The sequence below is a fragment of the Lysinibacillus sp. 38-6 genome (assembly GCF_046245175.1).
GTDB lineage: Bacteria > Bacillota > Bacilli > Bacillales_A > Planococcaceae > Lysinibacillus.
This window is the reverse complement of sequence record NZ_CP176417.1, coordinates 3,422,646-3,448,857: the sequence shown is the minus strand read 5'-3', so window position 1 is coordinate 3,448,857 and position 26,212 is coordinate 3,422,646. Positions and strand designations below refer to the sequence as shown.

The window sequence follows — 26,212 nt, the reverse complement described above, 5'->3', positions numbered from 1 at the left end:
GCATTCAAGTTCAGCCCACTAATAATGTAGGAAAGTTCGATATGTTCGTTAGTAGATGCAGATTTATTAATTTAATTTTTCATACCCTGGAAGTGTCAAGAATTCCACGAACTCATCTTGCTCAATTAAAGATTTAAATAGTTCAGCAGCTTCATCATAGCGACCACTATTATAGGCTTGTTCCCCAACAGCCTCTTTAATTTTCACAAGCTCTTCTTCCAAAATTTCTAATACAAATGCCAATGTAATACCACGGCCATCATCTAAAATACCTTTCGGATGACGAATCCATTGCCATACTTGTGTACGTGAGATTTCTGCTGTGGCTGCATCTTCCATCAAATTATTAATTGGTGCAGCGCCATTGCCTCGTAACCAAGAAGCAATATACTGTACGCCCACACTACAGTTAATACGAAGACCTTCAAGTGTAATCGTACCCTCTGGAACAGCTACTAAATCTTCAGCCGTCACGTTAACATCTTCTCGTTTATTATGGATTTGATTTGGTGTCTCCATAATCGCATCAAACTGTTCCATAGCTGTTGCCACCATGCCTGGGTGTGCTACCCATGTGCCATCATGACCAGCTGTTGCCTCACGACGTTTATCTTCCGCAACCTTTGCAAATGCGACTGCATTCGCCTCATCATCACCTTTAACAGGGATTTGCGCCGCCATACCACCCATAGCAGGTGCGTTGCGTTTATGACATGTTTGAATACATAAAGACGTATAAGCCTTCATAAATGGCACTGTCATCGTTACTTGACCACGGTCAGGTAGAATCACATCTGGTTGATTACGCAGACGTTTAATATAGCTGAAAATATAATCCCAACGGCCACAGTTCAGACCGGCTGAATGATCGCGGAGTTCATATAAAATTTCATCCATTTCAAAAGCAGCCAATATTGTTTCTATTAAAACCGTAGCTCTAATTGTACCTTGTGGAATACCGATATAATCTTGTGCAAAGACAAAGACATCGTTCCACAAACGAGCTTCTAAATGGCTTTCTAGCTTTGGTAGGTAGAAGTATGGACCTGTACCTTTTGCTAGTGCATTTTTAGCATTATGGAATAAATACAGAGCAAAATCAAAGAAACTACCTGAAACAGGCTCCCCATCCACAAGTACATGCTTTTCAAGTAAGTGAAGACCACGAGGACGTACTAATAATACAGCTGTTTCATTGTTTAATTTATACGTTTTACCGTTTGACGCTTGGGTAAATTCAATCGTCTTATTAATAGCATCACGCATATTAATTTGGCCTGAAATCATGTTTTCCCATGTCGGTGCCGATGCATCTTCAAAGCAAGCCATGAACATTCTCGCACCAGAATTCAATGCATTAATAACCATTTTTCGATCAACTGGACCTGTAATTTCTACACGTCGATCTTGTAAATCCGCCGGCAGTGGCGCAATTGTCCAATCTCCCTCACGAATATGCTTCGTTTCTGGCAAGAAATCAAGTTTCTCACCAGCGTCGAGACGCTTTTGACGTTCTTGACGAGCCTCTAAAAGCTCTTTACGACGAGCATCGAACTTTTCATGCAGGGCAAGAACAAACTCAAGGGCTTCCGGTGTTAAAATTTCTTTTGTTTGCTCGTTTTGTTCCCCAACAATAGTAAGCTTACCTGTAGTTACCTGTTCCATTAGTAGTTCCCCCACCTCTCGTGATTTAAGTTCCCCCCGCTTAGGAGGTGCGAGGGAAACTTATCTATGATTATGAATTTAGGAATTAACGTAATTGAATTAAACGAATTGTTCTGTTTCTGTTGAACCAGCCATAGCTGTTGTCGAAGAAGTACCACCTGAAATAACTTGTGACACATCATCGAAGTAACCTGTACCTACTTCACGTTGGTGACGAGTAGCAGTATAACCTTTCGATTCAGAAGCAAACTCAGCTTGTTGTAGTTTAGAGTATGCAGCCATGCCATTATCTTTATAGTCATGCGCAAGCTCAAACATAGAGTGATTTAATGCATGGAAGCCTGCTAACGTTACGAACTGGAATTTGTAACCTAGTTTACCTAGCTCACGTTGATATTCTGCAATTTCTTCTTCTGAAAGATTTGCTTTCCAGTTAAATGAAGGCGAGCAGTTGTAAGCAAGCATTTTACCTGGGAATTCAGCATGAATCGCTGCAGCGAATTCACGTGCTTCTTCAAGTGATGGCTTAGACGTTTCACACCAGATTAAATCTGCATATGGAGCGTAAGCTAAACCGCGCGCAATCGCTTGTTTAATGCCTGGTGTTGTACGGAAGAAACCTTCTGGTGTACGTTCGCCAGTAATAAATTCAGCATCACGTGGATCAATATCTGAAGTTACCATATCTGCAGCATCAGCATCCGTACGTGCGATTAAAATCGTATCTACGCCCATCACATCTGTTGCAAGACGAGCAGCAATTAAGTTACGAACAGCATTTTGTGTAGGAAGTAATACTTTACCACCTAAATGTCCACATTTTTTCTCAGAAGCTAATTGGTCCTCTAAATGAACACCTGCAGCTCCTGCTTCAATCATCCCTTTTACAAGTTCAAATACGTTTAATGGGCCGCCAAATCCAGCTTCAGCGTCTGCTACAATCGGTGCAAACCAATCAAAATCATCTACACGGCCTTCAGCATGATCAATTTGATCAGCACGTTGTAATGCTTGGTTAATACGCTTTACGACAGCTGGTACAGAGTTAGCTGGGTATAATGATTGGTCCGGGTACATTTGACCAGAAAGGTTAGCATCAGCAGCTACTTGCCAGCCAGATAAGTAGATTGCTTTTAATCCTGCTTTTACTTGTTGAACAGCTTGATTACCAGTTAATGCACCTAATGCATTAATGAACGGTTCTTCATGTAATGAGTTCCAAAGTCGTTTTGCACCTTTAGTTGCTAAAGTTTGTTCAATCACAACAGAACCTTGTAATTTAACTACCTCTTCAGCCGTATAAGCACGTTCAATACCAGCCCAACGTGGGTTTTCCGCCCATTGTTTTTCTAAAGCTTGAATTTTTTCTTGACGTGTTGACATTTTGAAATTCCACCTTCCCCATTGTATAAAATATACTCTGTTAAAAAACTTTTTAATTTCTGTTCCATAACAGGTTTATTTGTTGTAAATTAATATATAACAGAACATCTGAATTTTCACTATTTTTAGATAAAATACCAAATTTTAATGATGAAACTACCTTTTTCAGCGACAAAATTTGGTAAACTGTTTACACATAAGGGGGATAATCACAATGAATAATGAGTTCAATTCTTTACAAAAAGATATTTCACAACAATTTATTACGATGTTACAAGACTGGATTCCAGCTAACTCGTCCATCGCCATTGCTGTTCAAAACTCCTATATTTATTTTCACCCTGGAAATTACGGTATTCATTTTGAATTAGGAAGACAAGTCGAACCAGGCAGCATCGCCCAATTAGTAATGCATACAAAGAAACGCACAGACCCAATCATAGATAACACGCTATTTGGCACGCCGATTTACGGTATTGGCTATCCAATACATATACAAGAAACTCCAGCTGCTCTCGTTGTTGTTTTACCTTCGACAGCTACTACTCAGAAATTAGAACCTTATCAATTTTTAACAGGGAAAAGGGATGAAGAGTGGACCCCTGTGGCAATTGATCAAATTTCTTATATTGAAAGCCTTCAGAAAAGAACATGGTTTTATGTAGAAAAAGATCAATTTAAAACAAGTATTACACTTAAAGAATTACAAATGCGTTTACCACCATTTTTTATTCGCATTCATAGATCCTATATAGTTAATATTCATTTCATAAAAAAAATGGCACGTGATCTCACTTCAAATTTCATTGTTACTTTAAAGGATGGAACAGAATTACCAGTCAGCCAATCTTATCTTAATCATTTGCGAAGTGCCCTTGAATTTTAAACAACAAAATAAAAACAGCTGTATTATGCAGCTGTTCTAGAAAATGAATTTGGCATTGCACTTTAGAAACAATGCTATTTAACGTTTAATAGAAAAAAACCCTGAGAATAAAATTCTCAGGGTTTTATTTGCCTAGCGACGTCCTACTCTCACAGGGGGAAGCCCCCAACTACCATCGGCGCTAAAGAGCTTAACTTCCGTGTTCGGTATGGGAACGGGTGTGACCTCTTTGCCATCATCACTAGACATTAATTAAATTGAAAGAGTTATTCTTTCAAAACTGGATAAACGGTTCATTGAATATTTCAAACATTTTTGGTTAAGTCCTCGATCGATTAGTATTCGTCAGCTCCATGTGTCACCACACTTCCACCTCGAACCTATCTACCTCATCGTCTTTGAGGGATCTTACTTACTTGCGTAATGGGAAATCTCATCTTGAGGGGGGCTTCATGCTTAGATGCTTTCAGCACTTATCCCGTCCACACATAGCTACCCAGCGATGCCTTTGGCAAGACAACTGGTACACCAGCGGTGTGTCCATCCCGGTCCTCTCGTACTAAGGACAGCTCCTCTCAAATTTCCTACGCCCACGACGGATAGGGACCGAACTGTCTCACGACGTTCTGAACCCAGCTCGCGTACCGCTTTAATGGGCGAACAGCCCAACCCTTGGGACCGACTACAGCCCCAGGATGCGATGAGCCGACATCGAGGTGCCAAACCTCCCCGTCGATGTGGACTCTTGGGGGAGATAAGCCTGTTATCCCCGGGGTAGCTTTTATCCGTTGAGCGATGGCCCTTCCATGCGGAACCACCGGATCACTAAGCCCGTCTTTCGACCCTGCTCGACTTGTAGGTCTCGCAGTCAAGCTCCCTTGTGCCTTTACACTCTACGAATGATTTCCAACCATTCTGAGGGAACCTTTGGGCGCCTCCGTTACCTTTTAGGAGGCGACCGCCCCAGTCAAACTGTCCGCCTGACACTGTCTCCTGCCCCGCTAAGGGGCATGGGTTAGAATTTCAATACAACCAGGGTAGTATCCCACCGACGCCTCCTTCGAAGCTGGCGCTCCGAGATCTCTGGCTCCTACCTATCCTGTACAAGTTGTACCAAAATTCAATATCAGGCTACAGTAAAGCTCCACGGGGTCTTTCCGTCCTGTCGCGGGTAACCTGCATCTTCACAGGTACTATAATTTCACCGAGTCTCTCGTTGAGACAGTGCCCAGATCGTTACGCCTTTCGTGCGGGTCGGAACTTACCCGACAAGGAATTTCGCTACCTTAGGACCGTTATAGTTACGGCCGCCGTTTACTGGGGCTTCAATTCGCAGCTTCGCTTGCGCTAACCACTCCTCTTAACCTTCCAGCACCGGGCAGGCGTCAGCCCCTATACGTCACCTTACGGTTTTGCAGAGACCTGTGTTTTTGCTAAACAGTCGCCTGGGCCTATTCACTGCGGCTCTCATGCGCTTGCACGCTCAAGAGCACCCCTTCTCCCGAAGTTACGGGGTCATTTTGCCGAGTTCCTTAACGAGAGTTCTCTCGCACACCTTAGGATTCTCTCCTCGACTACCTGTGTCGGTTTGCGGTACGGGCACCTCTCACCTCGATAGAGGCTTTTCTTGGCAGTGTGAAATCAGGAACTTCGTCCATACGGACTCGCCATCACAGCTCAACGTTACAGTGTGCGGATTTGCCTACACACACGCCTTACTGCTTGGACGCGCACAACCAACGGCGCGCTTACCCTATCCTACTGCGTCCCCCCATTTCTCAAACGGTGAGGAGGTGGTACAGGAATATCAACCTGTTGTCCATCGCCTACGCCTATCGGCCTCGGCTTAGGTCCCGACTAACCCTGAGCGGACGAGCCTTCCTCAGGAAACCTTAGTCATACGGTGGACGGGATTCTCACCCGTCTTTCGCTACTCATACCGGCATTCTCACTTCTAAGCGCTCCACCAGTCCTTCCGGTCTGACTTCAACGCACTTAGAACGCTCTCCTACCACTGACATCGTAGATGTCAATCCACAGCTTCGGTGAATCGTTTAGCCCCGATACATTTTCGGCGCAGCGTCACTCGACCAGTGAGCTATTACGCACTCTTTAAATGATGGCTGCTTCTAAGCCAACATCCTGGTTGTCTGTGCAACGCCACATCCTTTTCCACTTAACGATTACTTTGGGACCTTAGCTGGTGGTCTGGGCTGTTTCCCTTTTGACTACGGATCTTATCACTCGCAGTCTGACTCCCGTGTATAAATATCTGGCATTCGGAGTTTGTCTGAATTCGGTAAACCGGGATGGCCCCCTAGTCCAAACAGTGCTCTACCTCCAGTATTCTCATCACGAGGCTAGCCCTAAAGCTATTTCGGAGAGAACCAGCTATCTCCAAGTTCGATTGGAATTTCTCCGCTACCCACACCTCATCCCCGCACTTTTCAACGTGCGTGGGTTCGGGCCTCCAGTAAGTGTTACCTCACCTTCACCCTGGACATGGGTAGATCACCTGGTTTCGGGTCTACGACCACGTACTAATTCGCCCTATTCAGACTCGCTTTCGCTGCGGCTCCGCCTTCTAAAGCTTAACCTCGCACGTAATCGTAACTCGCCGGTTCATTCTACAAAAGGCACGCTATCACCCATTAACGGGCTCTAACTACTTGTAGGCACACGGTTTCAGGATCTCTTTCACTCCCCTTCCGGGGTGCTTTTCACCTTTCCCTCACGGTACTGGTTCACTATCGGTCACTAGGTAGTATTTAGCCTTGGGAGATGGTCCTCCCGGATTCCGACGGAATTTCACGTGTTCCGCCGTACTCAGGATCCACTCTGGAGGGAATAAACTTTCGACTACAGGGCTTTTACCTGCTCTGGCGGACCTTTCCAAGTCGCTTCGTCTAACTCATTCCTTTGTAACTCCGTATAGAGTGTCCTACAACCCCAAGAGGCAAGCCTCTTGGTTTGGGCTCTTCCCGTTTCGCTCGCCGCTACTCAGGGAATCGATTTTTCTTTCTCTTCCTCCAGGTACTTAGATGTTTCAGTTCCCTGGGTCTGCCTTCAAGACGCTATGTATTCACGTCAAGATACTACGCGATTAAACGTAGTGGGTTCCCCCATTCGGAAATCTCCGGATCAAAGCTCACTTACAGCTCCCCGAAGCATATCGGTGTTAGTGCCGTCCTTCTTCGGCTCCTAGTGCCAAGGCATTCGCCGTGCGCCCTTAATAACTTAACCTACAGCTTCCGATATACATCGTAATCCATCGTCAGCTTCATTCGTTCGTTCAGTCACGTACAGAGGTACGCTCCTTCTCTCACTCAATTGCTTCCTTGTCTTACTCGTATCTCGAAACCTTTTTTAATGTTATTAAGCCTATAAAAAACTTAAAAAATAAATGTGTTTGTTACAATTTCAATGTCGTTTTATCCAGTTTTCAAAGAACAAATAAAAAATTGGTGGAGCCTAGCGGGATCGAACCGCTGACCTCCTGCGTGCAAGGCAGGCGCTCTCCCAGCTGAGCTAAGGCCCCAAGAGGTTATATATGGTGGGCCTAAATGGACTCGAACCATCGACCTCACGCTTATCAGGCGTGCGCTCTAACCAGCTGAGCTATAGGCCCTCTTGGAAGTTTTATAAAATTAGTTATAAACCTTCAAAACTGAACAGCAAAGACGTAATCTTACAAACCCAAGGTTTGTATTCCGAAAATATCCTTAGAAAGGAGGTGATCCAGCCGCACCTTCCGATACGGCTACCTTGTTACGACTTCACCCCAATCATCTATCCCACCTTCGGCGGCTGGCTCCAAAAGGTTACCTCACCGACTTCGGGTGTTACAAACTCTCGTGGTGTGACGGGCGGTGTGTACAAGGCCCGGGAACGTATTCACCGCGGCATGCTGATCCGCGATTACTAGCGATTCCGGCTTCATGTAGGCGAGTTGCAGCCTACAATCCGAACTGAGAACGACTTTATCGGATTAGCTCCCTCTCGCGAGTTGGCAACCGTTTGTATCGTCCATTGTAGCACGTGTGTAGCCCAGGTCATAAGGGGCATGATGATTTGACGTCATCCCCACCTTCCTCCGGTTTGTCACCGGCAGTCACCTTAGAGTGCCCAACTAAATGATGGCAACTAAGATCAAGGGTTGCGCTCGTTGCGGGACTTAACCCAACATCTCACGACACGAGCTGACGACAACCATGCACCACCTGTCACCGTTGTCCCCGAAGGGAAAACCATATCTCTACAGTGGTCAACGGGATGTCAAGACCTGGTAAGGTTCTTCGCGTTGCTTCGAATTAAACCACATGCTCCACCGCTTGTGCGGGCCCCCGTCAATTCCTTTGAGTTTCAGTCTTGCGACCGTACTCCCCAGGCGGAGTGCTTAATGCGTTAGCTGCAGCACTAAGGGGCGGAAACCCCCTAACACTTAGCACTCATCGTTTACGGCGTGGACTACCAGGGTATCTAATCCTGTTTGCTCCCCACGCTTTCGCGCCTCAGTGTCAGTTACAGACCAGATAGTCGCCTTCGCCACTGGTGTTCCTCCAAATCTCTACGCATTTCACCGCTACACTTGGAATTCCACTATCCTCTTCTGCACTCAAGTCTCCCAGTTTCCAATGACCCTCCACGGTTGAGCCGTGGGCTTTCACATCAGACTTAAGAAACCACCTGCGCGCGCTTTACGCCCAATAATTCCGGACAACGCTTGCCACCTACGTATTACCGCGGCTGCTGGCACGTAGTTAGCCGTGGCTTTCTAATAAGGTACCGTCAAGGTACAGCCAGTTACTACTGTACTTGTTCTTCCCTTACAACAGAGTTTTACGAACCGAAATCCTTCTTCACTCACGCGGCGTTGCTCCATCAGGCTTTCGCCCATTGTGGAAGATTCCCTACTGCTGCCTCCCGTAGGAGTCTGGGCCGTGTCTCAGTCCCAGTGTGGCCGATCACCCTCTCAGGTCGGCTACGCATCGTCGCCTTGGTGAGCCGTTACCTCACCAACTAGCTAATGCGCCGCGGGCCCATCCTATAGCGACAGCCGAAACCGTCTTTCAGTATTTCACCATGAAGTGAAACAGATTATTCGGTATTAGCCCCGGTTTCCCGGAGTTATCCCAAACTATAGGGTAGGTTGCCCACGTGTTACTCACCCGTCCGCCGCTAACGTCAAAGGAGCAAGCTCCTTCTCTGTCCGCTCGACTTGCATGTATTAGGCACGCCGCCAGCGTTCGTCCTGAGCCAGGATCAAACTCTCCATAAAAGAAATTTGATTAGCTCAAATTGTTTTGCTGGCATCAATTTTGATGTCCAAAATTTTTGTTTCATTCACTAACCGAAGTTAGCTCAGAAACTATATTGATTACGTTTTGCTTGTTCAGTTTTCAAGGTTCATTTATTGTGATTGGTGGAGCCTAGCGGGATCGAACCGCTGACCTCCTGCGTGCAAGGCAGGCGCTCTCCCAGCTGAGCTAAGGCCCCAAAATTTTAATTTTTAAGGAAATGGTCGGGAAGACAGGATTCGAACCTGCGACCCCTTGGTCCCAAACCAAGTGCTCTACCAAGCTGAGCTACTTCCCGTTTATTTATTGGCGCGCCCGGCAGGAGTCGAACCCACAACCTTCTGATCCGTAGTCAGACGCTCTATCCAATTGAGCTACGGGCGCTTAATATATTGAAAAATGGTGCCGAGGGCCGGAATCGAACCGGCACGGTAGTCACCTACCGCAGGATTTTAAGTCCTGTGCGTCTGCCAGTTCCGCCACCCCGGCACATTTGGAGCGGAAGACGAGGTTCGAACTCGCGACCCCCACCTTGGCAAGGTGGTGTTCTACCACTGAACTACTTCCGCATGTGCATAAGATTATTTATCCTGGCAATTATGAATTTGAAATATAAATGGTGCGGGTGAAGGGAGTCGAACCCCCACGCCTCGCGGCGCTAGATCCTAAGTCTAGTGCGTCTGCCAATTCCGCCACACCCGCATATTATTGTTGGTAATTAAATGGTGAGCCATGAAGGACTCGAACCTTCGACCCTCTGATTAAAAGTCAGATGCTCTACCAACTGAGCTAATGGCTCAAAAAATGGTGCCGGCTATAGGAATCGAACCCACGACCTACTGATTACAAGTCAGTTGCTCTACCTGCTGAGCTAAACCGGCATATGGTGGAGGATGACGGGCTCGAACCGCCGACCCTCTGCTTGTAAGGCAGATGCTCTCCCAGCTGAGCTAATCCTCCTGGGTATTATGCCTAGCGACGTCCTACTCTCACAGGGGGAAGCCCCCAACTACCATCGGCGCTAAAGAGCTTAACTTCCGTGTTCGGTATGGGAACGGGTGTGACCTCTTTGCCATCATCACTAGACTATTTAAAAGACAAGATTCATTATAACATAAATCGTTATAATTACAAGTTTTTTTTAAAACTTTCTTGTTCTTTCAAAACTGGATAAACGGTTCATTGAATGTTTCAAACTTTTTTGGTTAAGTCCTCGATCGATTAGTATTCGTCAGCTCCATGTGTCACCACACTTCCACCTCGAACCTATCTACCTCATCGTCTTTGAGGGATCTTACTTACTTGCGTAATGGGAAATCTCATCTTGAGGGGGGCTTCATGCTTAGATGCTTTCAGCACTTATCCCGTCCACACATAGCTACCCAGCGATGCCTTTGGCAAGACAACTGGTACACCAGCGGTGTGTCCATCCCGGTCCTCTCGTACTAAGGACAGCTCCTCTCAAATTTCCTACGCCCACGACGGATAGGGACCGAACTGTCTCACGACGTTCTGAACCCAGCTCGCGTACCGCTTTAATGGGCGAACAGCCCAACCCTTGGGACCGACTACAGCCCCAGGATGCGATGAGCCGACATCGAGGTGCCAAACCTCCCCGTCGATGTGGACTCTTGGGGGAGATAAGCCTGTTATCCCCGGGGTAGCTTTTATCCGTTGAGCGATGGCCCTTCCATGCGGAACCACCGGATCACTAAGCCCGTCTTTCGACCCTGCTCGACTTGTAGGTCTCGCAGTCAAGCTCCCTTGTGCCTTTACACTCTACGAATGATTTCCAACCATTCTGAGGGAACCTTTGGGCGCCTCCGTTACCTTTTAGGAGGCGACCGCCCCAGTCAAACTGTCCGCCTGACACTGTCTCCTGCCCCGCTAAGGGGCATGGGTTAGAATTTCAATACAACCAGGGTAGTATCCCACCGACGCCTCCTTCGAAGCTGGCGCTCCGAGATCTCTGGCTCCTACCTATCCTGTACAAGTTGTACCAAAATTCAATATCAGGCTACAGTAAAGCTCCACGGGGTCTTTCCGTCCTGTCGCGGGTAACCTGCATCTTCACAGGTACTATAATTTCACCGAGTCTCTCGTTGAGACAGTGCCCAGATCGTTACGCCTTTCGTGCGGGTCGGAACTTACCCGACAAGGAATTTCGCTACCTTAGGACCGTTATAGTTACGGCCGCCGTTTACTGGGGCTTCAATTCGCAGCTTCGCTTGCGCTAACCACTCCTCTTAACCTTCCAGCACCGGGCAGGCGTCAGCCCCTATACGTCACCTTACGGTTTTGCAGAGACCTGTGTTTTTGCTAAACAGTCGCCTGGGCCTATTCACTGCGGCTCTCATGCGCTTGCACGCTCAAGAGCACCCCTTCTCCCGAAGTTACGGGGTCATTTTGCCGAGTTCCTTAACGAGAGTTCTCTCGCACACCTTAGGATTCTCTCCTCGACTACCTGTGTCGGTTTGCGGTACGGGCACCTCTCACCTCGATAGAGGCTTTTCTTGGCAGTGTGAAATCAGGAACTTCGTCCATACGGACTCGCCATCACAGCTCAACGTTACAGTGTGCGGATTTGCCTACACACACGCCTTACTGCTTGGACGCGCACAACCAACGGCGCGCTTACCCTATCCTACTGCGTCCCCCCATTTCTCAAACGGTGAGGAGGTGGTACAGGAATATCAACCTGTTGTCCATCGCCTACGCCTATCGGCCTCGGCTTAGGTCCCGACTAACCCTGAGCGGACGAGCCTTCCTCAGGAAACCTTAGTCATACGGTGGACGGGATTCTCACCCGTCTTTCGCTACTCATACCGGCATTCTCACTTCTAAGCGCTCCACCAGTCCTTCCGGTCTGACTTCAACGCACTTAGAACGCTCTCCTACCACTGACATCGTAGATGTCAATCCACAGCTTCGGTGAATCGTTTAGCCCCGATACATTTTCGGCGCAGCGTCACTCGACCAGTGAGCTATTACGCACTCTTTAAATGATGGCTGCTTCTAAGCCAACATCCTGGTTGTCTGTGCAACGCCACATCCTTTTCCACTTAACGATTACTTTGGGACCTTAGCTGGTGGTCTGGGCTGTTTCCCTTTTGACTACGGATCTTATCACTCGCAGTCTGACTCCCGTGTATAAATATCTGGCATTCGGAGTTTGTCTGAATTCGGTAAACCGGGATGGCCCCCTAGTCCAAACAGTGCTCTACCTCCAGTATTCTCATCACGAGGCTAGCCCTAAAGCTATTTCGGAGAGAACCAGCTATCTCCAAGTTCGATTGGAATTTCTCCGCTACCCACACCTCATCCCCGCACTTTTCAACGTGCGTGGGTTCGGGCCTCCAGTAAGTGTTACCTCACCTTCACCCTGGACATGGGTAGATCACCTGGTTTCGGGTCTACGACCACGTACTAATTCGCCCTATTCAGACTCGCTTTCGCTGCGGCTCCGCCTTCTAAAGCTTAACCTCGCACGTAATCGTAACTCGCCGGTTCATTCTACAAAAGGCACGCTATCACCCATTAACGGGCTCTAACTACTTGTAGGCACACGGTTTCAGGATCTATTTCACTCCCCTTCCGGGGTGCTTTTCACCTTTCCCTCACGGTACTGGTTCACTATCGGTCACTAGGTAGTATTTAGCCTTGGGAGATGGTCCTCCCGGATTCCGACGGAATTTCACGTGTTCCGCCGTACTCAGGATCCACTCTGGAGGGAATAAACTTTCGACTACAGGGCTTTTACCTGCTCTGGCGGACCTTTCCAAGTCGCTTCGTCTAACTCATTCCTTTGTAACTCCGTATAGAGTGTCCTACAACCCCAAGAGGCAAGCCTCTTGGTTTGGGCTCTTCCCGTTTCGCTCGCCGCTACTCAGGGAATCGATTTTTCTTTCTCTTCCTCCAGGTACTTAGATGTTTCAGTTCCCTGGGTCTGCCTTCAAGACGCTATGTATTCACGTCAAGATACTACGCGATTAAACGTAGTGGGTTCCCCCATTCGGAAATCTCCGGATCAAAGCTCACTTACAGCTCCCCGAAGCATATCGGTGTTAGTGCCGTCCTTCTTCGGCTCCTAGTGCCAAGGCATTCGCCGTGCGCCCTTAATAACTTAACCAAGTTATTAAGCCTAAAAAACTTAATTTTAAAAAATAAATGTGTTTGTTACAATTTCAATGTCGTTTTATCCAGTTTTCAAAGAACAAGTTTTGAAGTGTTTCATCTTAATGATGAACCTTCAAAACTGAACGCAAAACGTAATCTTACAAACCCAAGGTTTGTATTCCGAAAATATCCTTAGAAAGGAGGTGATCCAGCCGCACCTTCCGATACGGCTACCTTGTTACGACTTCACCCCAATCATCTATCCCACCTTCGGCGGCTGGCTCCAAAAGGTTACCTCACCGACTTCGGGTGTTACAAACTCTCGTGGTGTGACGGGCGGTGTGTACAAGGCCCGGGAACGTATTCACCGCGGCATGCTGATCCGCGATTACTAGCGATTCCGGCTTCATGTAGGCGAGTTGCAGCCTACAATCCGAACTGAGAACGACTTTATCGGATTAGCTCCCTCTCGCGAGTTGGCAACCGTTTGTATCGTCCATTGTAGCACGTGTGTAGCCCAGGTCATAAGGGGCATGATGATTTGACGTCATCCCCACCTTCCTCCGGTTTGTCACCGGCAGTCACCTTAGAGTGCCCAACTAAATGATGGCAACTAAGATCAAGGGTTGCGCTCGTTGCGGGACTTAACCCAACATCTCACGACACGAGCTGACGACAACCATGCACCACCTGTCACCGTTGTCCCCGAAGGGAAAACCATATCTCTACAGTGGTCAACGGGATGTCAAGACCTGGTAAGGTTCTTCGCGTTGCTTCGAATTAAACCACATGCTCCACCGCTTGTGCGGGCCCCCGTCAATTCCTTTGAGTTTCAGTCTTGCGACCGTACTCCCCAGGCGGAGTGCTTAATGCGTTAGCTGCAGCACTAAGGGGCGGAAACCCCCTAACACTTAGCACTCATCGTTTACGGCGTGGACTACCAGGGTATCTAATCCTGTTTGCTCCCCACGCTTTCGCGCCTCAGTGTCAGTTACAGACCAGATAGTCGCCTTCGCCACTGGTGTTCCTCCAAATCTCTACGCATTTCACCGCTACACTTGGAATTCCACTATCCTCTTCTGCACTCAAGTCTCCCAGTTTCCAATGACCCTCCACGGTTGAGCCGTGGGCTTTCACATCAGACTTAAGAAACCACCTGCGCGCGCTTTACGCCCAATAATTCCGGACAACGCTTGCCACCTACGTATTACCGCGGCTGCTGGCACGTAGTTAGCCGTGGCTTTCTAATAAGGTACCGTCAAGGTACAGCCAGTTACTACTGTACTTGTTCTTCCCTTACAACAGAGTTTTACGAACCGAAATCCTTCTTCACTCACGCGGCGTTGCTCCATCAGGCTTTCGCCCATTGTGGAAGATTCCCTACTGCTGCCTCCCGTAGGAGTCTGGGCCGTGTCTCAGTCCCAGTGTGGCCGATCACCCTCTCAGGTCGGCTACGCATCGTCGCCTTGGTGAGCCGTTACCTCACCAACTAGCTAATGCGCCGCGGGCCCATCCTATAGCGACAGCCGAAACCGTCTTTCAGTGTTTCACCATGAAGTGAAACAGATTATTCGGTATTAGCCCCGGTTTCCCGGAGTTATCCCAAACTATAGGGTAGGTTGCCCACGTGTTACTCACCCGTCCGCCGCTAACATCAAAGGAGCAAGCTCCTTCTCTGTCCGCTCGACTTGCATGTATTAGGCACGCCGCCAGCGTTCGTCCTGAGCCAGGATCAAACTCTCCATAAAAGAAATTTGATTAGCTCAAATTGTTTTGCTGGCATCAATTTTGATGTCCAAAATTTTTGTTTCGTTCACTAACCGAAGTTAGCTCAGAAACTATATTGATTACGTTTTGCTTGTTCAGTTTTCAAGGTTCATTTTGTTACCGGTTATTTTCAGTAACTTTTATATAATAACATTTTCGATATTCTTTGTCAACAACTTTTTTAAGAAGTTTTTCTTTTAAGAAGTGACAACTTTTATATCTTATCACTTTGCAATGTTGTTGTCAACACTTTTTTGTGATGTTATTAATAGTTTGTAATACTTTTGATGCGTCGTCTTAGCGACAAGTAATAATTTATCACGATTCTATAATCTTCGCAAGTGTTTTTTTCTATAAAAATATCATTTTATAAAAAAACGTCATTAGTAAGCTATATATAGCTTATTCTAGGTACACTGTTATATTTGTTATTGTTATAAACATTAGTATTACTATACCTCTGTTTTTGTCTTTTCACAATAAAATAAAGAGACCCTTTTATAAAGAGTCTCTTTCATTAAATATTATTTTGAAGTGTGGCGCATTGTTGGGAATAATAATACATCACGAATTGATGGAGAGTTTGTAAGAAGCATGATTAAACGGTCAATACCGATACCTAAACCACCTGTTGGCGGCATACCGAATTCTAAAGCTTCAATAAAGTCATTATCCATTTCGTGAGCCTCATCATTACCCGCTTCTTTTTCAGCTAATTGTGCCTCAAAGCGTTCACGTTGGTCGATCGGGTCATTTAGTTCTGTAAAGGCATTCGCATGTTCACGACGTACAATAAACAGCTCAAAACGATCTGTGAAACGCTCGTCCTCTGGATTTTTCTTCGCTAAAGGAGAGATTTCTACTGGGTGACCGAACACAAATGTTGGCTGCACAAGCGTTTCTTCTACTTTTTGCTCGAAGAATTCGTTAATAATATGGCCGACTTCATGTGTAGCCTTCACTTCTACTCCATGCTCTTGAGCAAGTGCTTGCGCTTGTTCTTTTGTCATCGCTTGCCAGAAGTCTACCCCAGTAGCTTCTTTAACAGCGTCTACCATATGAACTCGTCTCCAACCTACAGCTAGGTTAATTTCATCTTCACCATATTGAACAGATGTTGTGCCAAGTACTTCTTGTGCTACATGGGCAATCAAATTCTCTGTTAACGACATAATATCTTTGTAATCAGCATACGCTTCATACAGCTCAATCATTGTGAACTCCGGATTGTGGCGAGTTGAAATACCTTCGTTACGGAATACACGACCGATTTCATAAACTTTTTCTAGTCCACCCACGATTAAACGTTTTAAGTGTAACTCAATCGCGATACGCATATATAGTTCCATATCCAGTGCATTATGGTGCGTAATGAACGGACGAGCCGCTGCACCACCAGCAATTGTATGCAACATTGGTGTTTCAACTTCTAAATAACCTGCATTATCTAAATAGTTACGAATAGCACGAATAATTTTAGAACGTGTAATAAATGTTTTTTTGCTCTCTTCGTTCGTCATTAAATCTAAATAACGTTGACGGTAACGTTGTTCTACATCTTGTAAGCCATGGAATTTTTCAGGCATAGGACGTAGTGCTTTTGTTAGGAATGTAAATCCTTCAGCTTTCACTGAAAGCTCTCCCACTTGCGTACGGAATACGTTACCACGTATACCTACGATATCGCCTAAGTCAGCTTGTTTAAATAACTCATACGCTTCTTCACCAACATGGTCTTGACGAACGTAGATTTGAATTTGTCCACCTAAATCTTGAATATGTGCAAAGCCAGCTTTCCCTTTACCGCGCTTTGTCATAATACGACCTGCGATAATCACTTCTTGTAGGTTTTCTTCTAGCTGTTCTTTTGTTTGATCTGCAAATTGTTCACGCACTTCTGTAGATAAATGCGTACGCTCAAATCGACTACCGAATGGATCTTGACCGTTCTCTTGAATCGCAGTCATTTTTTGACGTCTCACCAAAAGCTGATCATTTAATTCTTCTATGTTTGACACTTGTTTCACTCCTTATTAAATTGTCCGCGTTTACGTCCATAATATTTCTATTGTACACAATTTTAAAGCCGTATTCATCTGTTTCGGTTTAATTTCCAAAAGACTTAAAATGATTAATAATTCTAACAATTAAAGTCAAATACAATAAAATTATACTCCTAACTACGCTATCGTTCGTTTCTACCTTCCTCTGCCACCATAAAAAAAGAGGCTCCCCAATTATAATTGAGATGCCTCTTTCTATTATATAATGAGTTTCTTTTGTTCCGGCGCAAAAATTCCTGTCTCAAGTTCCTCATATTCTTGCACAATACCATTTAATATAGCGCGTAGCTCTACAGCCGTTTCCGTTTGGTTTATGGCACTACGAGCTTTACCGTTACCACGAATACCTTTTAAATACCAAGAAGCATGTTTACGCATTTCGCGCACTGCCACACTCTCGCCTTTTAGTTGTAGTAGGCGCTCAAAATGCAGTAAACATACATCCATTTTTTCGCGAACGCCAGGCTCTTCTTTTAACTCACCCGTTTCCAAGTACTGAACTGTACGATAAATCATCCAAGGATTACCCAGTGCTGCGCGTCCTATCATAACGGCATCTACACCTGTTGTATCAAGCATGCGTTTTGCATCTTGCGGTGTTTCAACATCCCCATTGCCGAGCACTGGAATATTTACATTTTCCTTTACTTGACGGATAATATCCCAATTTGCTTTTCCTTCGTACATTTGTACACGTGTACGACCATGGACTGCCACCGCAGAAGCGCCCGCACGTTCAACAGCCTGGGCATTTTCCACAGCAAAGACATGTTCATCGTCCCAACCAATACGCATTTTTACACTGACAGGCTTTTTCACAGCATCTACTACTGCTGCTACCATCTCATATACTTTACTTGGATCTAACAGTAAACGAGCGCCCGCTTCACACTTAATTATTTTATTAACAGGACAACCCATATTTATATCAATAATATCAGCAGTTGTGTTTTCATCTACATACTTCGCCGCTTCTACTAATGTCGTTTTATCTCCACCAAAAATTTGTAATGAAAGAGGGTTTTCACGTTCATCGATATAAAGCATACCTAACGTTTTTTCGTTTTTATTTACGATCCCTTTATCACTAATCATTTCGGCATATACAAGCCCTGCTCCGAATTCTTTTACCGTTAAGCGAAATGCAGAATTACAGATGCCAGCCATCGGTGCTAAGACGACACGGTTGTCCATCACAATATCGCCAATTTGAAACGGCTTTTCAGTTGTCTGACTCAACGTCAATTTCCTCCTTCTATGGGCTTTCACCCGTCATTGCTAAAGATCTATTGTTCATGCTGCGGCAGTTATTATTAAGCTCATTATAAATACCAATTATGCACGTTACTTCATAGACGGCATAAATCTTGTATCCACTGATTCCTTCCATAAGGTTACGCCCTCTTCTTGGTCATTCATCTGTTGCAGCATTTCATGCGCTCGCTGTAATTGCTCACCATATGGTGTAGGCGTAATTTCAATTAGTGGTACTAATACGAAAGCTCGTTCATACATTCTTGGATGCGGAACAAGCAAACTCTCTGTTTCAATATTTTCGTGATTGTAGAGTAGAATGTCAAGGTCAATGATTCGAGGACCCCAACGAAATTCCCGAACACGGCCTAGCTCATTCTCTACTGACTGACAAATCTTTAGCATTTCAGAAGAAGAATTACTCGTTCTAACATAAACCGCAATATTTAAAAAATCCGCTTGGTCAGTGAAGCCTACAGCTGCTGTTTCGTAGACAGAAGAAATTCGAACAACCTCTACCCCTTCTTTTTCCATCAAAAGCTCAATAGCGCGCTGAAGGTTTTCGTAACGTTCACCAATATTTGTGCCAATCGATAGATATACATCATTCATCAGAAATCACCTCTAGTGACCTCAACGGAGACCTCTTTATAATAACCATGTATCGGAGGATCTGGTTTAATAAGCTCCACTCGCACACCTTTCACTTTGTCAGGATATGCTGCCATTATGCTGTTTGCGATTTTCGATACGAGTGCTTCAATTAACTTTAATGGCTCACCCTCAACAATATCACGGCAAAGTGCATATACTTCGGCATAATTCACTGTGTACGTTAAATCATCCGTTGCCCCAGCCTCGGTCATATCAACTGCCAGTGAAACATTGGCACGGAAGCGTTGACCAAGTGTTGTTTCTGCTGCCAAAACGCCGTGGTAGCCGTAAAACTGCATGTCCTTCAAATGAATATAGTCCATTATGCTTCCTCCTTGTAAATACGTTTGCCAACTAATACATCTGCCATATGTGAAGCCCGCGCCATTTCCTTTACATCATGCACACGGATCATATGACAACCTTTTTCAATGCCATACACCACCGTTGCACTTGTACCTTCAATCCGTTCTTCAACAGGTAGTTGCAATACATTACCAATCATTGATTTACGGGACGTCGCTAATAACACTGGGTAGCCCATATCCACTAAATGAGCAAGATGCTGCATCATAACAATGTTATGTGTCGTCGTTTTAGCAAACCCAATACCCGGGTCTAATATAATATGTGCATCTGGCACACCAGCTTTTTTAGCAATGGCGATACTTTCTTCTAGGTCTGCTTTCGCTGCTGCCCAAAAATCACTTCCATAATCCATGTTTTCACGATTATGCATTAAAATAATTGGGACATTTAGTTCCGCTGCAACTTCTGCAATCGCAGGTTCTGATTTAGCACCCCAAATATCATTAATAATATGCGCACCCGCTTCAATCGCCGCACGCGCTACTTTCGCTTTATACGTATCAACCGAAATAATAGCCGGTACTTGTGCTACGAGTGCCTGAATAACCGGTACAATGCGGGCAATTTCATCTTCATCGGAAATACGCTCATAACCTGGTCGTGTCGATTCGCCGCCCACATCAATAATTTTGGCACCATCTGCTACCATCTTTTTAGCTTGTTCTACAGCCGCCTCGACGTTATTATATTTTCCACCGTCAGAAAATGAATCTGGCGTAACATTTAAAATACCCATGACGAATGTTTCGTTCTTATAATCTAATGTAATCCCGTTAATCGTTAACGGTGTTGTATAGTGTTCTAACATGTTGACGCTCCTTCTATTCTTGCTCCACTTCTTTGACAAACGCTTCATGTAAACGCAAATAAATAGGTCCTTTATTACCTAACAACCGCTTATCTTCTAATCTACAAATTGGAACAAGCTCTTGTACAGAGTTTGTAATAAAACATTCGCATCCTTGCTCTAAATCTTTTTTAGTAAAAAGACCTTCTTGTACTTCAATCCCTAGTAGTGCGGCTTGCTCAATAACCCACGTACGCGTTATGCCAGGTAAAATACCTGTTTCTAAAGAAGGCGTATATAGTATATCATTTTTCGCCCAGAAAATATTTGATGTCACACCTTCAGCCACATAACCATGCGCTGTTAAAAAGAAACCTTCCTGCATGGCTAATGACGGCATTTCAAATCGTCCTAAAACGTTATTGCCATAATGATGCGACTTTACGCGAGATGCTCCTTCAGGGGTATTGCGCCTTGTCTCTAACCATTGTGCTGTTTTTTCTTGTCCACGAGCTGTGTCAGGTAATTCCTTACGAAAGACAATGACATTTGGTTGTGTATAATCCTTTGGTTGCAGACCGATTCCATGCTCGCCAGCAGATACATTGACACGAAAATAACCGTCTGCTCCACCTGCTGCTGCATTTAATTGTTCACAAACTGCAAGCAATTCTTGTTTTGTATATGGCATGTGAATACGGAATTGCGCAAGAGCTGCTTGTAATCTTTCCATATGCGCATCCCAAAACAGCACTTTTCCATTGTAGGTACGAAACGTTTCAAAAAAACCTAACCCATATAAAAAGCCGTGATCAAATGGCGAAATTCGTAAATCCTCTGCTGCTACGTAGTTACCGTTAATCCAGCACTGCATGTTTCTTCGCTCCTTCTACGTACAATTCGATAAAATGACGCAGGAGCTTTTTCCCTTGTTCCGTCATAATAGACTCGGGATGGTATTGCACACCTTCGATAGGATAGTCTTTATGACGAATGCCCATTATTTCACCTTCCGCAGTCCACGCTGTTACGTCAAAGCATGCTGGTAATGATTCTTTCTCCACAATAAGAGAATGATAACGTGTTGCTAGAAACGGATTTGGCATCCCTGCATGTAATCCGATTTCCGCATGCAACACCGGCGACGTTTTACCATGCATTAAACGCTCAGCACGAATAACTTGTCCGCCAAATACTTGGGCAATTGCTTGATGTCCTAGACAGACACCTAAAATAGGAATATTTCCCGCGAAATATCGAATAATATTTAAACTTTCACCCGCTTCGTTCGGACTACAAGGTCCTGGAGAAATAACAATCATATCCGGCGCAAGTTTTTCAATATCTGCAATCGTTAACGAATCATTTCTTTTTACAATTAATTCATGTCCAAACTCACCAAAATACTGCACAAGATTATATGTAAAAGAATCATAGTTATCAATCATTAAAATCATTTTGCTCGCTCCTCCGCCATCGCTTTCGCTTGCCACATTGCTTTTGCTTTATTTAGAGACTCTTGGTATTCTCTTTCCGGTACAGAATCTATGACAATACCTGCACCAGCTTGTATATGCGCCATTCCATCTTTAACAAATGCCGTTCGAATGACAATATTGAATTCCATATCGCCCGTATAGCCTAACCAACCAATTGAGCCCGTGTATAATCCTCGGCGCACCGGTTCTAGCTCTTCAATAATTTCCATCGTACGAATCTTCGGTGCTCCTGTAATCGTACCGCCTGGGAACATCGCTCGCACGACATCTGCATTCGTTTTGCCGTCTGCTATTTCCCCGCGCACATTGGACACAATATGCATGACATGTGAATAACGCTCAATGACCATAAACTCATCCACTTCAACCGTACCATATGCTGAAACTCGCCCTAAATCATTGCGCTCTAAATCTACTAGCATCACGTGTTCAGCACGCTCTTTTTCATTATCAATTAACTCCTGAGCCAAAGCCATGTCTTCTTCTTCCGATTTTCCTCTCGGACGCGTGCCTGCTATTGGTCGAGTTGATAACTCATTGCCATGACGCTTCACCAACAACTCCGGCGACCCAGACACAACGGCAAATTCAGGTGCTTCAATATACGCCATGTATGGCGAAGGGTTAAAGGCACGTAATGCCTCATAAACATCCATTGCCGTAGCGGTTAATTTTTTCGATTGGCGCACTGATAAATTGACCTGAAACACGTCTCCTTGCGCGATATATGTTTGAATTTTTTTCACCGCGGCTTCAAAGTCAGTGCCAGCAAATGACACAAGTAACTCGCTTTCATCATTTACTACTTCAACAGCACTTGTCTTTTCAAATTTCCGTAACTGCAATCCTTCTTGAGCCGCTTCTTGCCACGCTTGCATACGCTCTTCTAAATTGACATCACAGTCTGCTAACTTCATAAGCGTCACTGCATTTGTCGCAACATCGTGCACTGCCCAGCAGTCAAATAGATAAAAATATATATCAGGTACTGATAAATCATCTGTTGCCACTAAAGGCAATTTTTCAATTTTTCGAGCGTAATCGTATGATACAAAGCCGATTGCCCCTCCTTGGAAAACCGGTAGCTCAGGGTCGTACGCCAATTGATACGTAGCGATTAATTGTTCTAATAAATCAAGTGGCTCACCGTATAACATTTCGCTATGTCCATCTCTCCAATTAATAAGTAAACCACCTTCAATCGATTGAGCTGTTGCTAACGGTTGCCAAGCAGCAATTGAATAATGCCCGCCACGTCCACTTTCTAAAAACACATGGGCTTGTTCCTGTTGTGTTTGCTTTTTATAGCTATAATAAAACGCATCTGCGTCCATCTTTATTGATGTAGTCGATAATGTATTCACGTTGCTATTCCCCTTTGAAACATATGATGTGATTCCATCTTAACTAGAAAAATGAAAAGATGCGAATGTTTTTGCTAATAAAAAAATACCGATTTACCCCCCACGTGCTACAACAGATGGCAAGCATGCGCAAATACGCAAAAAAAGGCTCTCACAATAGGAGAGCCTGTCATTTTGTATTCAAATTAGTCTTCAAATTGATATAAAGGTGTAGATAAATAACGCTCACCATTTGAAGGTACGATCGCAAGAACATTTGAACCTTTGCCTAAACGTTTTGCAGTTTCAATCGCTGCATAAATTGCTGCACCTGAAGAAATACCGCATAAAATACCCTCTTCACGCGCTACTTTACGAGCTACATCAAAGGCAACTTCATTTTCTACAGGGAATACGGATGAATAAACATCTGTATCTAATACGGCAGGTACAAAGCCAGCACCGATACCTTGGATTTTATGTGGGCCTGGTTGGCCACCTGAAAGTACTGGAGAATCCTTTGGCTCAACAGCAATAATTTCGATTTCTGGGTACTTTTCTTTTAACACGGCACCAGCACCTGTAATCGTACCACCTGTACCAACACCCGCAATAAATGCATCTAATGTTAAACCATCAAACGCTTCCACGATTTCTGGTCCTGTTGTTAAACGGTGCACAACTGCATTCGCTGGGTTCGTAAATTGTTGTGGTAAAAAGTAGCCATGCTCTGCAGATAATTCTTCTGCCTTTGCAATAGCACCTTTCATTCCTGCTGGTCCAGGTGTTAACACTAATTCAGCACCGTATGCGCGCAATAGGTTACGGCGCTCTAAACTCATTGTTTCTGGCATTACTAAGATTGCTTTATAACCTTTAGCTGCTGCGATCATTGCTAATCCAATCCCTGTATTACCTGAAGTAGGTTCAATAATAGTGCCACCTGGTTTTAGCGTACCATCTTTTTCAGCTGCTTCAATCATCGCTAACGCAAGACGGTCTTTTACAGAGCTGCCCGGGTTAAAATATTCTAATTTAACATAAACAGTACCTTCGTTCTCACCTGTTGCATGATTTAATTTTACAATTGGTGTTTTACCAACTAATTCAGCTACCGAGTTCGCTAATCTACTCATCTACTCATCCACTCCTAATCCCTACTATTTTTATAGGTTTTACTTATTTTGTATTTTACCAATTTTTTAGTTGTATTGTCAATCAATAAACTTATATTTTCAGAATATTTATTAGAAGCCAGAAAGTACGCTACTTTCTGGCTTCCTTTTTATCATTTCTTTTCTTCACCATAATACCAAGTAGCCTTAAACTCCGACCAAAATGCTTCTGGTGTTATCGATTGTTGCAATTGTTCCAACGCAAGCTCTCGTTCAATATGTTCTTTCACATCGTCATATGTAAAGGATTGACCTTCTATTACCTCTTGAACTTGCACAATTCCATAATGTCCGTTATCCAACTTAAATACTTTACTCACTTCATTCGCTGACAAAGCTTGAGCTGCCTTTAAAATGGCTGGATCTATATTGCCCTGCTTTTCAGTTAGGAAACCGATATCTCCACCTAAACTAGCCGATGCACTATCGATGGAAATTTCACGTGCCAGTACAGAGAAATCAGAGCCATTTTTTAGTTCACTTAACGCTTCTTCAGCTGCTTTTTTAGAATCCACTTCAATGAAATTTGTTCGATAGCTCGTTTCTGTATTGTATAACGTCTTATTTTCTTCATAATATTTTTGAATACTGTCTTCTTTAATAACTACATCTTTTGTTAGTACTTTATCTAAAATTAGGCCTGAGCGGATTTTTTGCTTTAGCTGATCTGCTGATAGGTTCTGCAATGCTGTATCAAATTTATCTTGAGCCGAGCGCATTAACGCAAGCTCTAGATTAATTTCTTTATCAGTTACCTTGATTTTATATTTTTTAGCTGCCTTTTCCATAACAGCTTCATTCACTAAATTTTGAAGTGTTTCTTTACCATAGCGTTCTTCCATAGCAATCATCCACTCCTGGCGTGTGATGACATCACCGCCAATGGCAGCGACTTGTTCGTCGCTACCAATTTCCTGACTGCTATTTGGCATTAACCATGCAATGAACCATAAAAGATTCCCTAATAATAATACGGAAAAAACAATTAAAGCCGGCTTTGTTTTTAATCGGCGTTGCATTAAGGGCGTTTGGTTGGGTGATGCAGATGTCTGCGGTCTTCGATTACGCGTTGAGCTCATCAATGAATCCTTCTAATTCTTCTTTTGAGAAATGGTATGTTTCTAAGCAGAAGTGACATTGTGCTTCAGCCTCACCATCTTCATCAATCATTTCTCGAATTTCCTGTGAACCCAAACCTAAAATCGCTGCACCAAATCGCTCTTTTGAACATTGACATTTAAATTCAACCGGCATTGAATCTAAAATTTGGACTTTTCCTTCACCTAATACAGCTTCTAAAATTTGTTCTGGTGTATAGCCTTTTTCAATCATTTTTGAAACAGGCTCGATTGTTGCTAAATGCTGTTCGATTGCATCAATCGTTTCTTCTTCACAACCCGGCATAAGTTGCAGAATAAAGCCACCCGCTGCAAGAATTGAATTATCCGGATTTACTAATACGCCAAGTCCAACAGATGAAGGCACCTGTTCAGATGTAGCAAAATAGTAAGTAAAATCTTCTGCAATTTCACCAGATATAATTGGCGTTTGTCCAGAGAACATATCGCGTAAGCCAAGGTCTTTCACAATCGTTAACGCGCCTTCTGTCCCTACACCAGCTCGTACATCTAATTTACCTTTTTCATTTAAATCAAAATGCACGTGAGGGTTTGTTACAAAACCACGCACCTCACCACGGGCGTTACTATCAATAACCATAGGACCAATTGGACCATTGCCCTCTACTTTAATCGTAATTTTCTCTTCACCTTTAAGCATAGCGCCCATCATTACACCAGCCGTCATTGAACGACCAAGTGCTGCTGATACAACTGGCCATGTATTATGACGACGTTGCGCTTCTCCGACTGTCTCTGTTGTGCAAGCTGCAAAAACACGTACTTGCCCATTGAATCCTAAACCTCGAACTAAATAATCTTTCATAAATGAAAAG

The 26,212-nt window shown here is 44.5% G+C and carries 14 protein-coding genes, 11 tRNA genes and 6 rRNA genes; 1 reads left to right on the top strand and 30 read right to left on the bottom strand.

The window, feature by feature from the left end:
* Window positions 1-66 precede the first annotated feature (66 nt).
* The gene (aceB, locus tag ACKVEV_RS17645) at window positions 67-1,665 is read right to left on the bottom strand and encodes a malate synthase A (RefSeq protein WP_409367541.1); all 1,599 of its coding nucleotides are present in this window, start codon (window positions 1,663-1,665) and stop codon (window positions 67-69) included.
* A gap of 99 nt (window positions 1,666-1,764) precedes the next feature.
* Entirely contained in the window at window positions 1,765-3,048 is a 1,284-nt protein-coding gene (gene aceA, locus ACKVEV_RS17640) for an isocitrate lyase (RefSeq protein ID WP_409367540.1), read from the bottom strand.
* Between the two features lie 214 nt (window positions 3,049-3,262).
* Here aceA and ACKVEV_RS17635 point away from each other — a divergent pair, with 214 nt between their 5' ends.
* Window positions 3,263-3,934, top strand: a complete 672-nt coding sequence (locus ACKVEV_RS17635; RefSeq protein WP_409367539.1) for a LytTR family DNA-binding domain-containing protein — start codon at window positions 3,263-3,265, stop codon at window positions 3,932-3,934.
* 130 nt (window positions 3,935-4,064) lie between these two features.
* Here the strand turns inward: ACKVEV_RS17635 and rrf (ACKVEV_RS17630) are convergent.
* The 28 genes from rrf (ACKVEV_RS17630) to hslO form a co-directional block, all read right to left on the bottom strand.
* Window positions 4,065-4,180 (bottom strand): 5S ribosomal RNA (gene rrf / locus ACKVEV_RS17630).
* A 69-nt stretch (window positions 4,181-4,249) separates the two neighbouring features.
* Window positions 4,250-7,177: ribosomal RNA gene (locus tag ACKVEV_RS17625) — 23S ribosomal RNA — on the bottom strand.
* Between the two features lie 219 nt (window positions 7,178-7,396).
* Window positions 7,397-7,472, bottom strand: a tRNA-Ala gene (locus ACKVEV_RS17620).
* A 13-nt stretch (window positions 7,473-7,485) separates the two neighbouring features.
* Window positions 7,486-7,562, bottom strand: a tRNA-Ile gene (locus ACKVEV_RS17615).
* A 98-nt stretch (window positions 7,563-7,660) separates the two neighbouring features.
* Window positions 7,661-9,212 (bottom strand): 16S ribosomal RNA (locus ACKVEV_RS17610).
* A gap of 142 nt (window positions 9,213-9,354) precedes the next feature.
* A tRNA-Ala gene (locus ACKVEV_RS17605) sits at window positions 9,355-9,430 on the bottom strand.
* 22 nt (window positions 9,431-9,452) lie between these two features.
* A tRNA-Pro gene (locus tag ACKVEV_RS17600) sits at window positions 9,453-9,529 on the bottom strand.
* Window positions 9,530-9,538: 9 nt separating this feature from the next.
* Window positions 9,539-9,615 (bottom strand) — tRNA-Arg (locus tag ACKVEV_RS17595).
* Window positions 9,616-9,631: 16 nt separating this feature from the next.
* A tRNA-Leu gene (locus ACKVEV_RS17590) sits at window positions 9,632-9,720 on the bottom strand.
* A gap of 5 nt (window positions 9,721-9,725) precedes the next feature.
* Window positions 9,726-9,800 (bottom strand) — tRNA-Gly (locus ACKVEV_RS17585).
* A 48-nt stretch (window positions 9,801-9,848) separates the two neighbouring features.
* Window positions 9,849-9,933: transfer RNA gene (locus tag ACKVEV_RS17580), tRNA-Leu, on the bottom strand.
* A 21-nt stretch (window positions 9,934-9,954) separates the two neighbouring features.
* Window positions 9,955-10,030: transfer RNA gene (locus ACKVEV_RS17575), tRNA-Lys, on the bottom strand.
* A gap of 6 nt (window positions 10,031-10,036) precedes the next feature.
* Window positions 10,037-10,112, bottom strand: a tRNA-Thr gene (locus ACKVEV_RS17570).
* A 3-nt stretch (window positions 10,113-10,115) separates the two neighbouring features.
* Window positions 10,116-10,191 (bottom strand) — tRNA-Val (locus ACKVEV_RS17565).
* Window positions 10,192-10,201: 10 nt separating this feature from the next.
* Window positions 10,202-10,317, bottom strand: a 5S ribosomal RNA gene (gene rrf, locus ACKVEV_RS17560).
* A gap of 115 nt (window positions 10,318-10,432) precedes the next feature.
* Window positions 10,433-13,360: ribosomal RNA gene (locus ACKVEV_RS17555) — 23S ribosomal RNA — on the bottom strand.
* A gap of 183 nt (window positions 13,361-13,543) precedes the next feature.
* Window positions 13,544-15,095: ribosomal RNA gene (locus tag ACKVEV_RS17550) — 16S ribosomal RNA — on the bottom strand.
* The 16S, 23S and 5S rRNA genes sit together here with 11 tRNA genes alongside, the layout of an rRNA operon.
* Window positions 15,096-15,638: 543 nt before the next feature.
* Window positions 15,639-17,141 (bottom strand): lysine--tRNA ligase, encoded by a 1,503-nt coding sequence (gene lysS, locus ACKVEV_RS17545; RefSeq protein ID WP_409367538.1) that lies wholly within the window; start codon window positions 17,139-17,141, stop codon window positions 15,639-15,641.
* Window positions 17,142-17,375: 234 nt separating this feature from the next.
* Complete coding sequence (gene dusB / locus ACKVEV_RS17540; RefSeq protein ID WP_409367537.1) at window positions 17,376-18,416, bottom strand: tRNA dihydrouridine synthase DusB; 1,041 nt, start codon at window positions 18,414-18,416, stop codon at window positions 17,376-17,378.
* A gap of 105 nt (window positions 18,417-18,521) precedes the next feature.
* On the bottom strand, window positions 18,522-19,043 hold the full coding sequence (gene folK / locus ACKVEV_RS17535) for a 2-amino-4-hydroxy-6-hydroxymethyldihydropteridine diphosphokinase (RefSeq protein ID WP_409367536.1): 522 nt from the start codon (window positions 19,041-19,043) through the stop codon (window positions 18,522-18,524).
* Window positions 19,043-19,408: a dihydroneopterin aldolase gene (gene folB / locus ACKVEV_RS17530; RefSeq protein WP_409367535.1), complete on the bottom strand. Its 366-nt coding sequence runs from the start codon at window positions 19,406-19,408 to the stop codon at window positions 19,043-19,045. The genes folK and folB overlap by 1 nt, the downstream gene beginning before the upstream one ends.
* The gene (folP, locus tag ACKVEV_RS17525) at window positions 19,408-20,262 is read right to left on the bottom strand and encodes a dihydropteroate synthase (RefSeq protein ID WP_409367534.1); all 855 of its coding nucleotides are present in this window, start codon (window positions 20,260-20,262) and stop codon (window positions 19,408-19,410) included. Before folP ends, folB begins: the two co-directional genes overlap by 1 nt.
* 13 nt (window positions 20,263-20,275) lie before the next feature.
* Window positions 20,276-21,115, bottom strand: a complete 840-nt coding sequence (gene pabC / locus ACKVEV_RS17520) for an aminodeoxychorismate lyase (protein ID WP_409367533.1) — start codon at window positions 21,113-21,115, stop codon at window positions 20,276-20,278.
* The gene (gene pabA, locus ACKVEV_RS17515; protein WP_409367532.1) at window positions 21,099-21,698 is read right to left on the bottom strand and encodes an aminodeoxychorismate/anthranilate synthase component II; all 600 of its coding nucleotides are present in this window, start codon (window positions 21,696-21,698) and stop codon (window positions 21,099-21,101) included. The genes pabC and pabA overlap by 17 nt, the downstream gene beginning before the upstream one ends.
* Entirely contained in the window at window positions 21,695-23,074 is a 1,380-nt protein-coding gene (locus ACKVEV_RS17510; protein ID WP_409370582.1) for an anthranilate synthase component I family protein, read from the bottom strand. Before ACKVEV_RS17510 ends, pabA begins: the two co-directional genes overlap by 4 nt.
* Window positions 23,075-23,289: 215 nt before the next feature.
* Window positions 23,290-24,219 carry a cysteine synthase A gene (cysK, locus tag ACKVEV_RS17505; RefSeq protein ID WP_409367531.1) on the bottom strand — a complete coding sequence of 310 codons (930 nt, stop codon included), beginning with the start codon at window positions 24,217-24,219 and terminating at the stop codon, window positions 23,290-23,292.
* 152 nt (window positions 24,220-24,371) lie between these two features.
* The gene (locus ACKVEV_RS17500; protein ID WP_409367530.1) at window positions 24,372-25,337 is read right to left on the bottom strand and encodes a peptidyl-prolyl cis-trans isomerase; all 966 of its coding nucleotides are present in this window, start codon (window positions 25,335-25,337) and stop codon (window positions 24,372-24,374) included.
* The gene (hslO, locus tag ACKVEV_RS17495; RefSeq protein WP_409367529.1) at window positions 25,321-26,202 is read right to left on the bottom strand and encodes an Hsp33 family molecular chaperone HslO; all 882 of its coding nucleotides are present in this window, start codon (window positions 26,200-26,202) and stop codon (window positions 25,321-25,323) included. The genes ACKVEV_RS17500 and hslO overlap by 17 nt, the downstream gene beginning before the upstream one ends.
* Between the last annotated feature and the right edge of the window lie 10 nt (window positions 26,203-26,212).

Excerpts from the sequence above, each read along its gene's own strand:
- folP (WP_409367534.1), bottom strand. The coding sequence starts at position 20,262 with ATGTTAGAACACTATACAACACCGTTAACGATTAACGGGATTACATTA.
- ACKVEV_RS17510 (WP_409370582.1), bottom strand. The coding sequence starts at position 23,074 with ATGGACGCAGATGCGTTTTATTATAGCTATAAAAAGCAAACACAACAG.
- pabA (WP_409367532.1), bottom strand. The coding sequence starts at position 21,698 with ATGATTTTAATGATTGATAACTATGATTCTTTTACATATAATCTTGTG.
- aceB (WP_409367541.1), bottom strand. The coding sequence starts at position 1,665 with ATGGAACAGGTAACTACAGGTAAGCTTACTATTGTTGGGGAACAAAAC.
- cysK (WP_409367531.1), bottom strand. The coding sequence starts at position 24,219 with ATGAGTAGATTAGCGAACTCGGTAGCTGAATTAGTTGGTAAAACACCA.
- hslO (WP_409367529.1), bottom strand. The coding sequence starts at position 26,202 with ATGAAAGATTATTTAGTTCGAGGTTTAGGATTCAATGGGCAAGTACGT.
- aceA (WP_409367540.1), bottom strand. The coding sequence starts at position 3,048 with ATGTCAACACGTCAAGAAAAAATTCAAGCTTTAGAAAAACAATGGGCG.
- ACKVEV_RS17635 (WP_409367539.1), top strand. The coding sequence starts at position 3,263 with ATGAATAATGAGTTCAATTCTTTACAAAAAGATATTTCACAACAATTT.
- pabC (WP_409367533.1), bottom strand. The coding sequence starts at position 21,115 with ATGCAGTGCTGGATTAACGGTAACTACGTAGCAGCAGAGGATTTACGA.
- ACKVEV_RS17500 (WP_409367530.1), bottom strand. The coding sequence starts at position 25,337 with ATGAGCTCAACGCGTAATCGAAGACCGCAGACATCTGCATCACCCAAC.
- folK (WP_409367536.1), bottom strand. The coding sequence starts at position 19,043 with ATGAATGATGTATATCTATCGATTGGCACAAATATTGGTGAACGTTAC.
- folB (WP_409367535.1), bottom strand. The coding sequence starts at position 19,408 with ATGGACTATATTCATTTGAAGGACATGCAGTTTTACGGCTACCACGGC.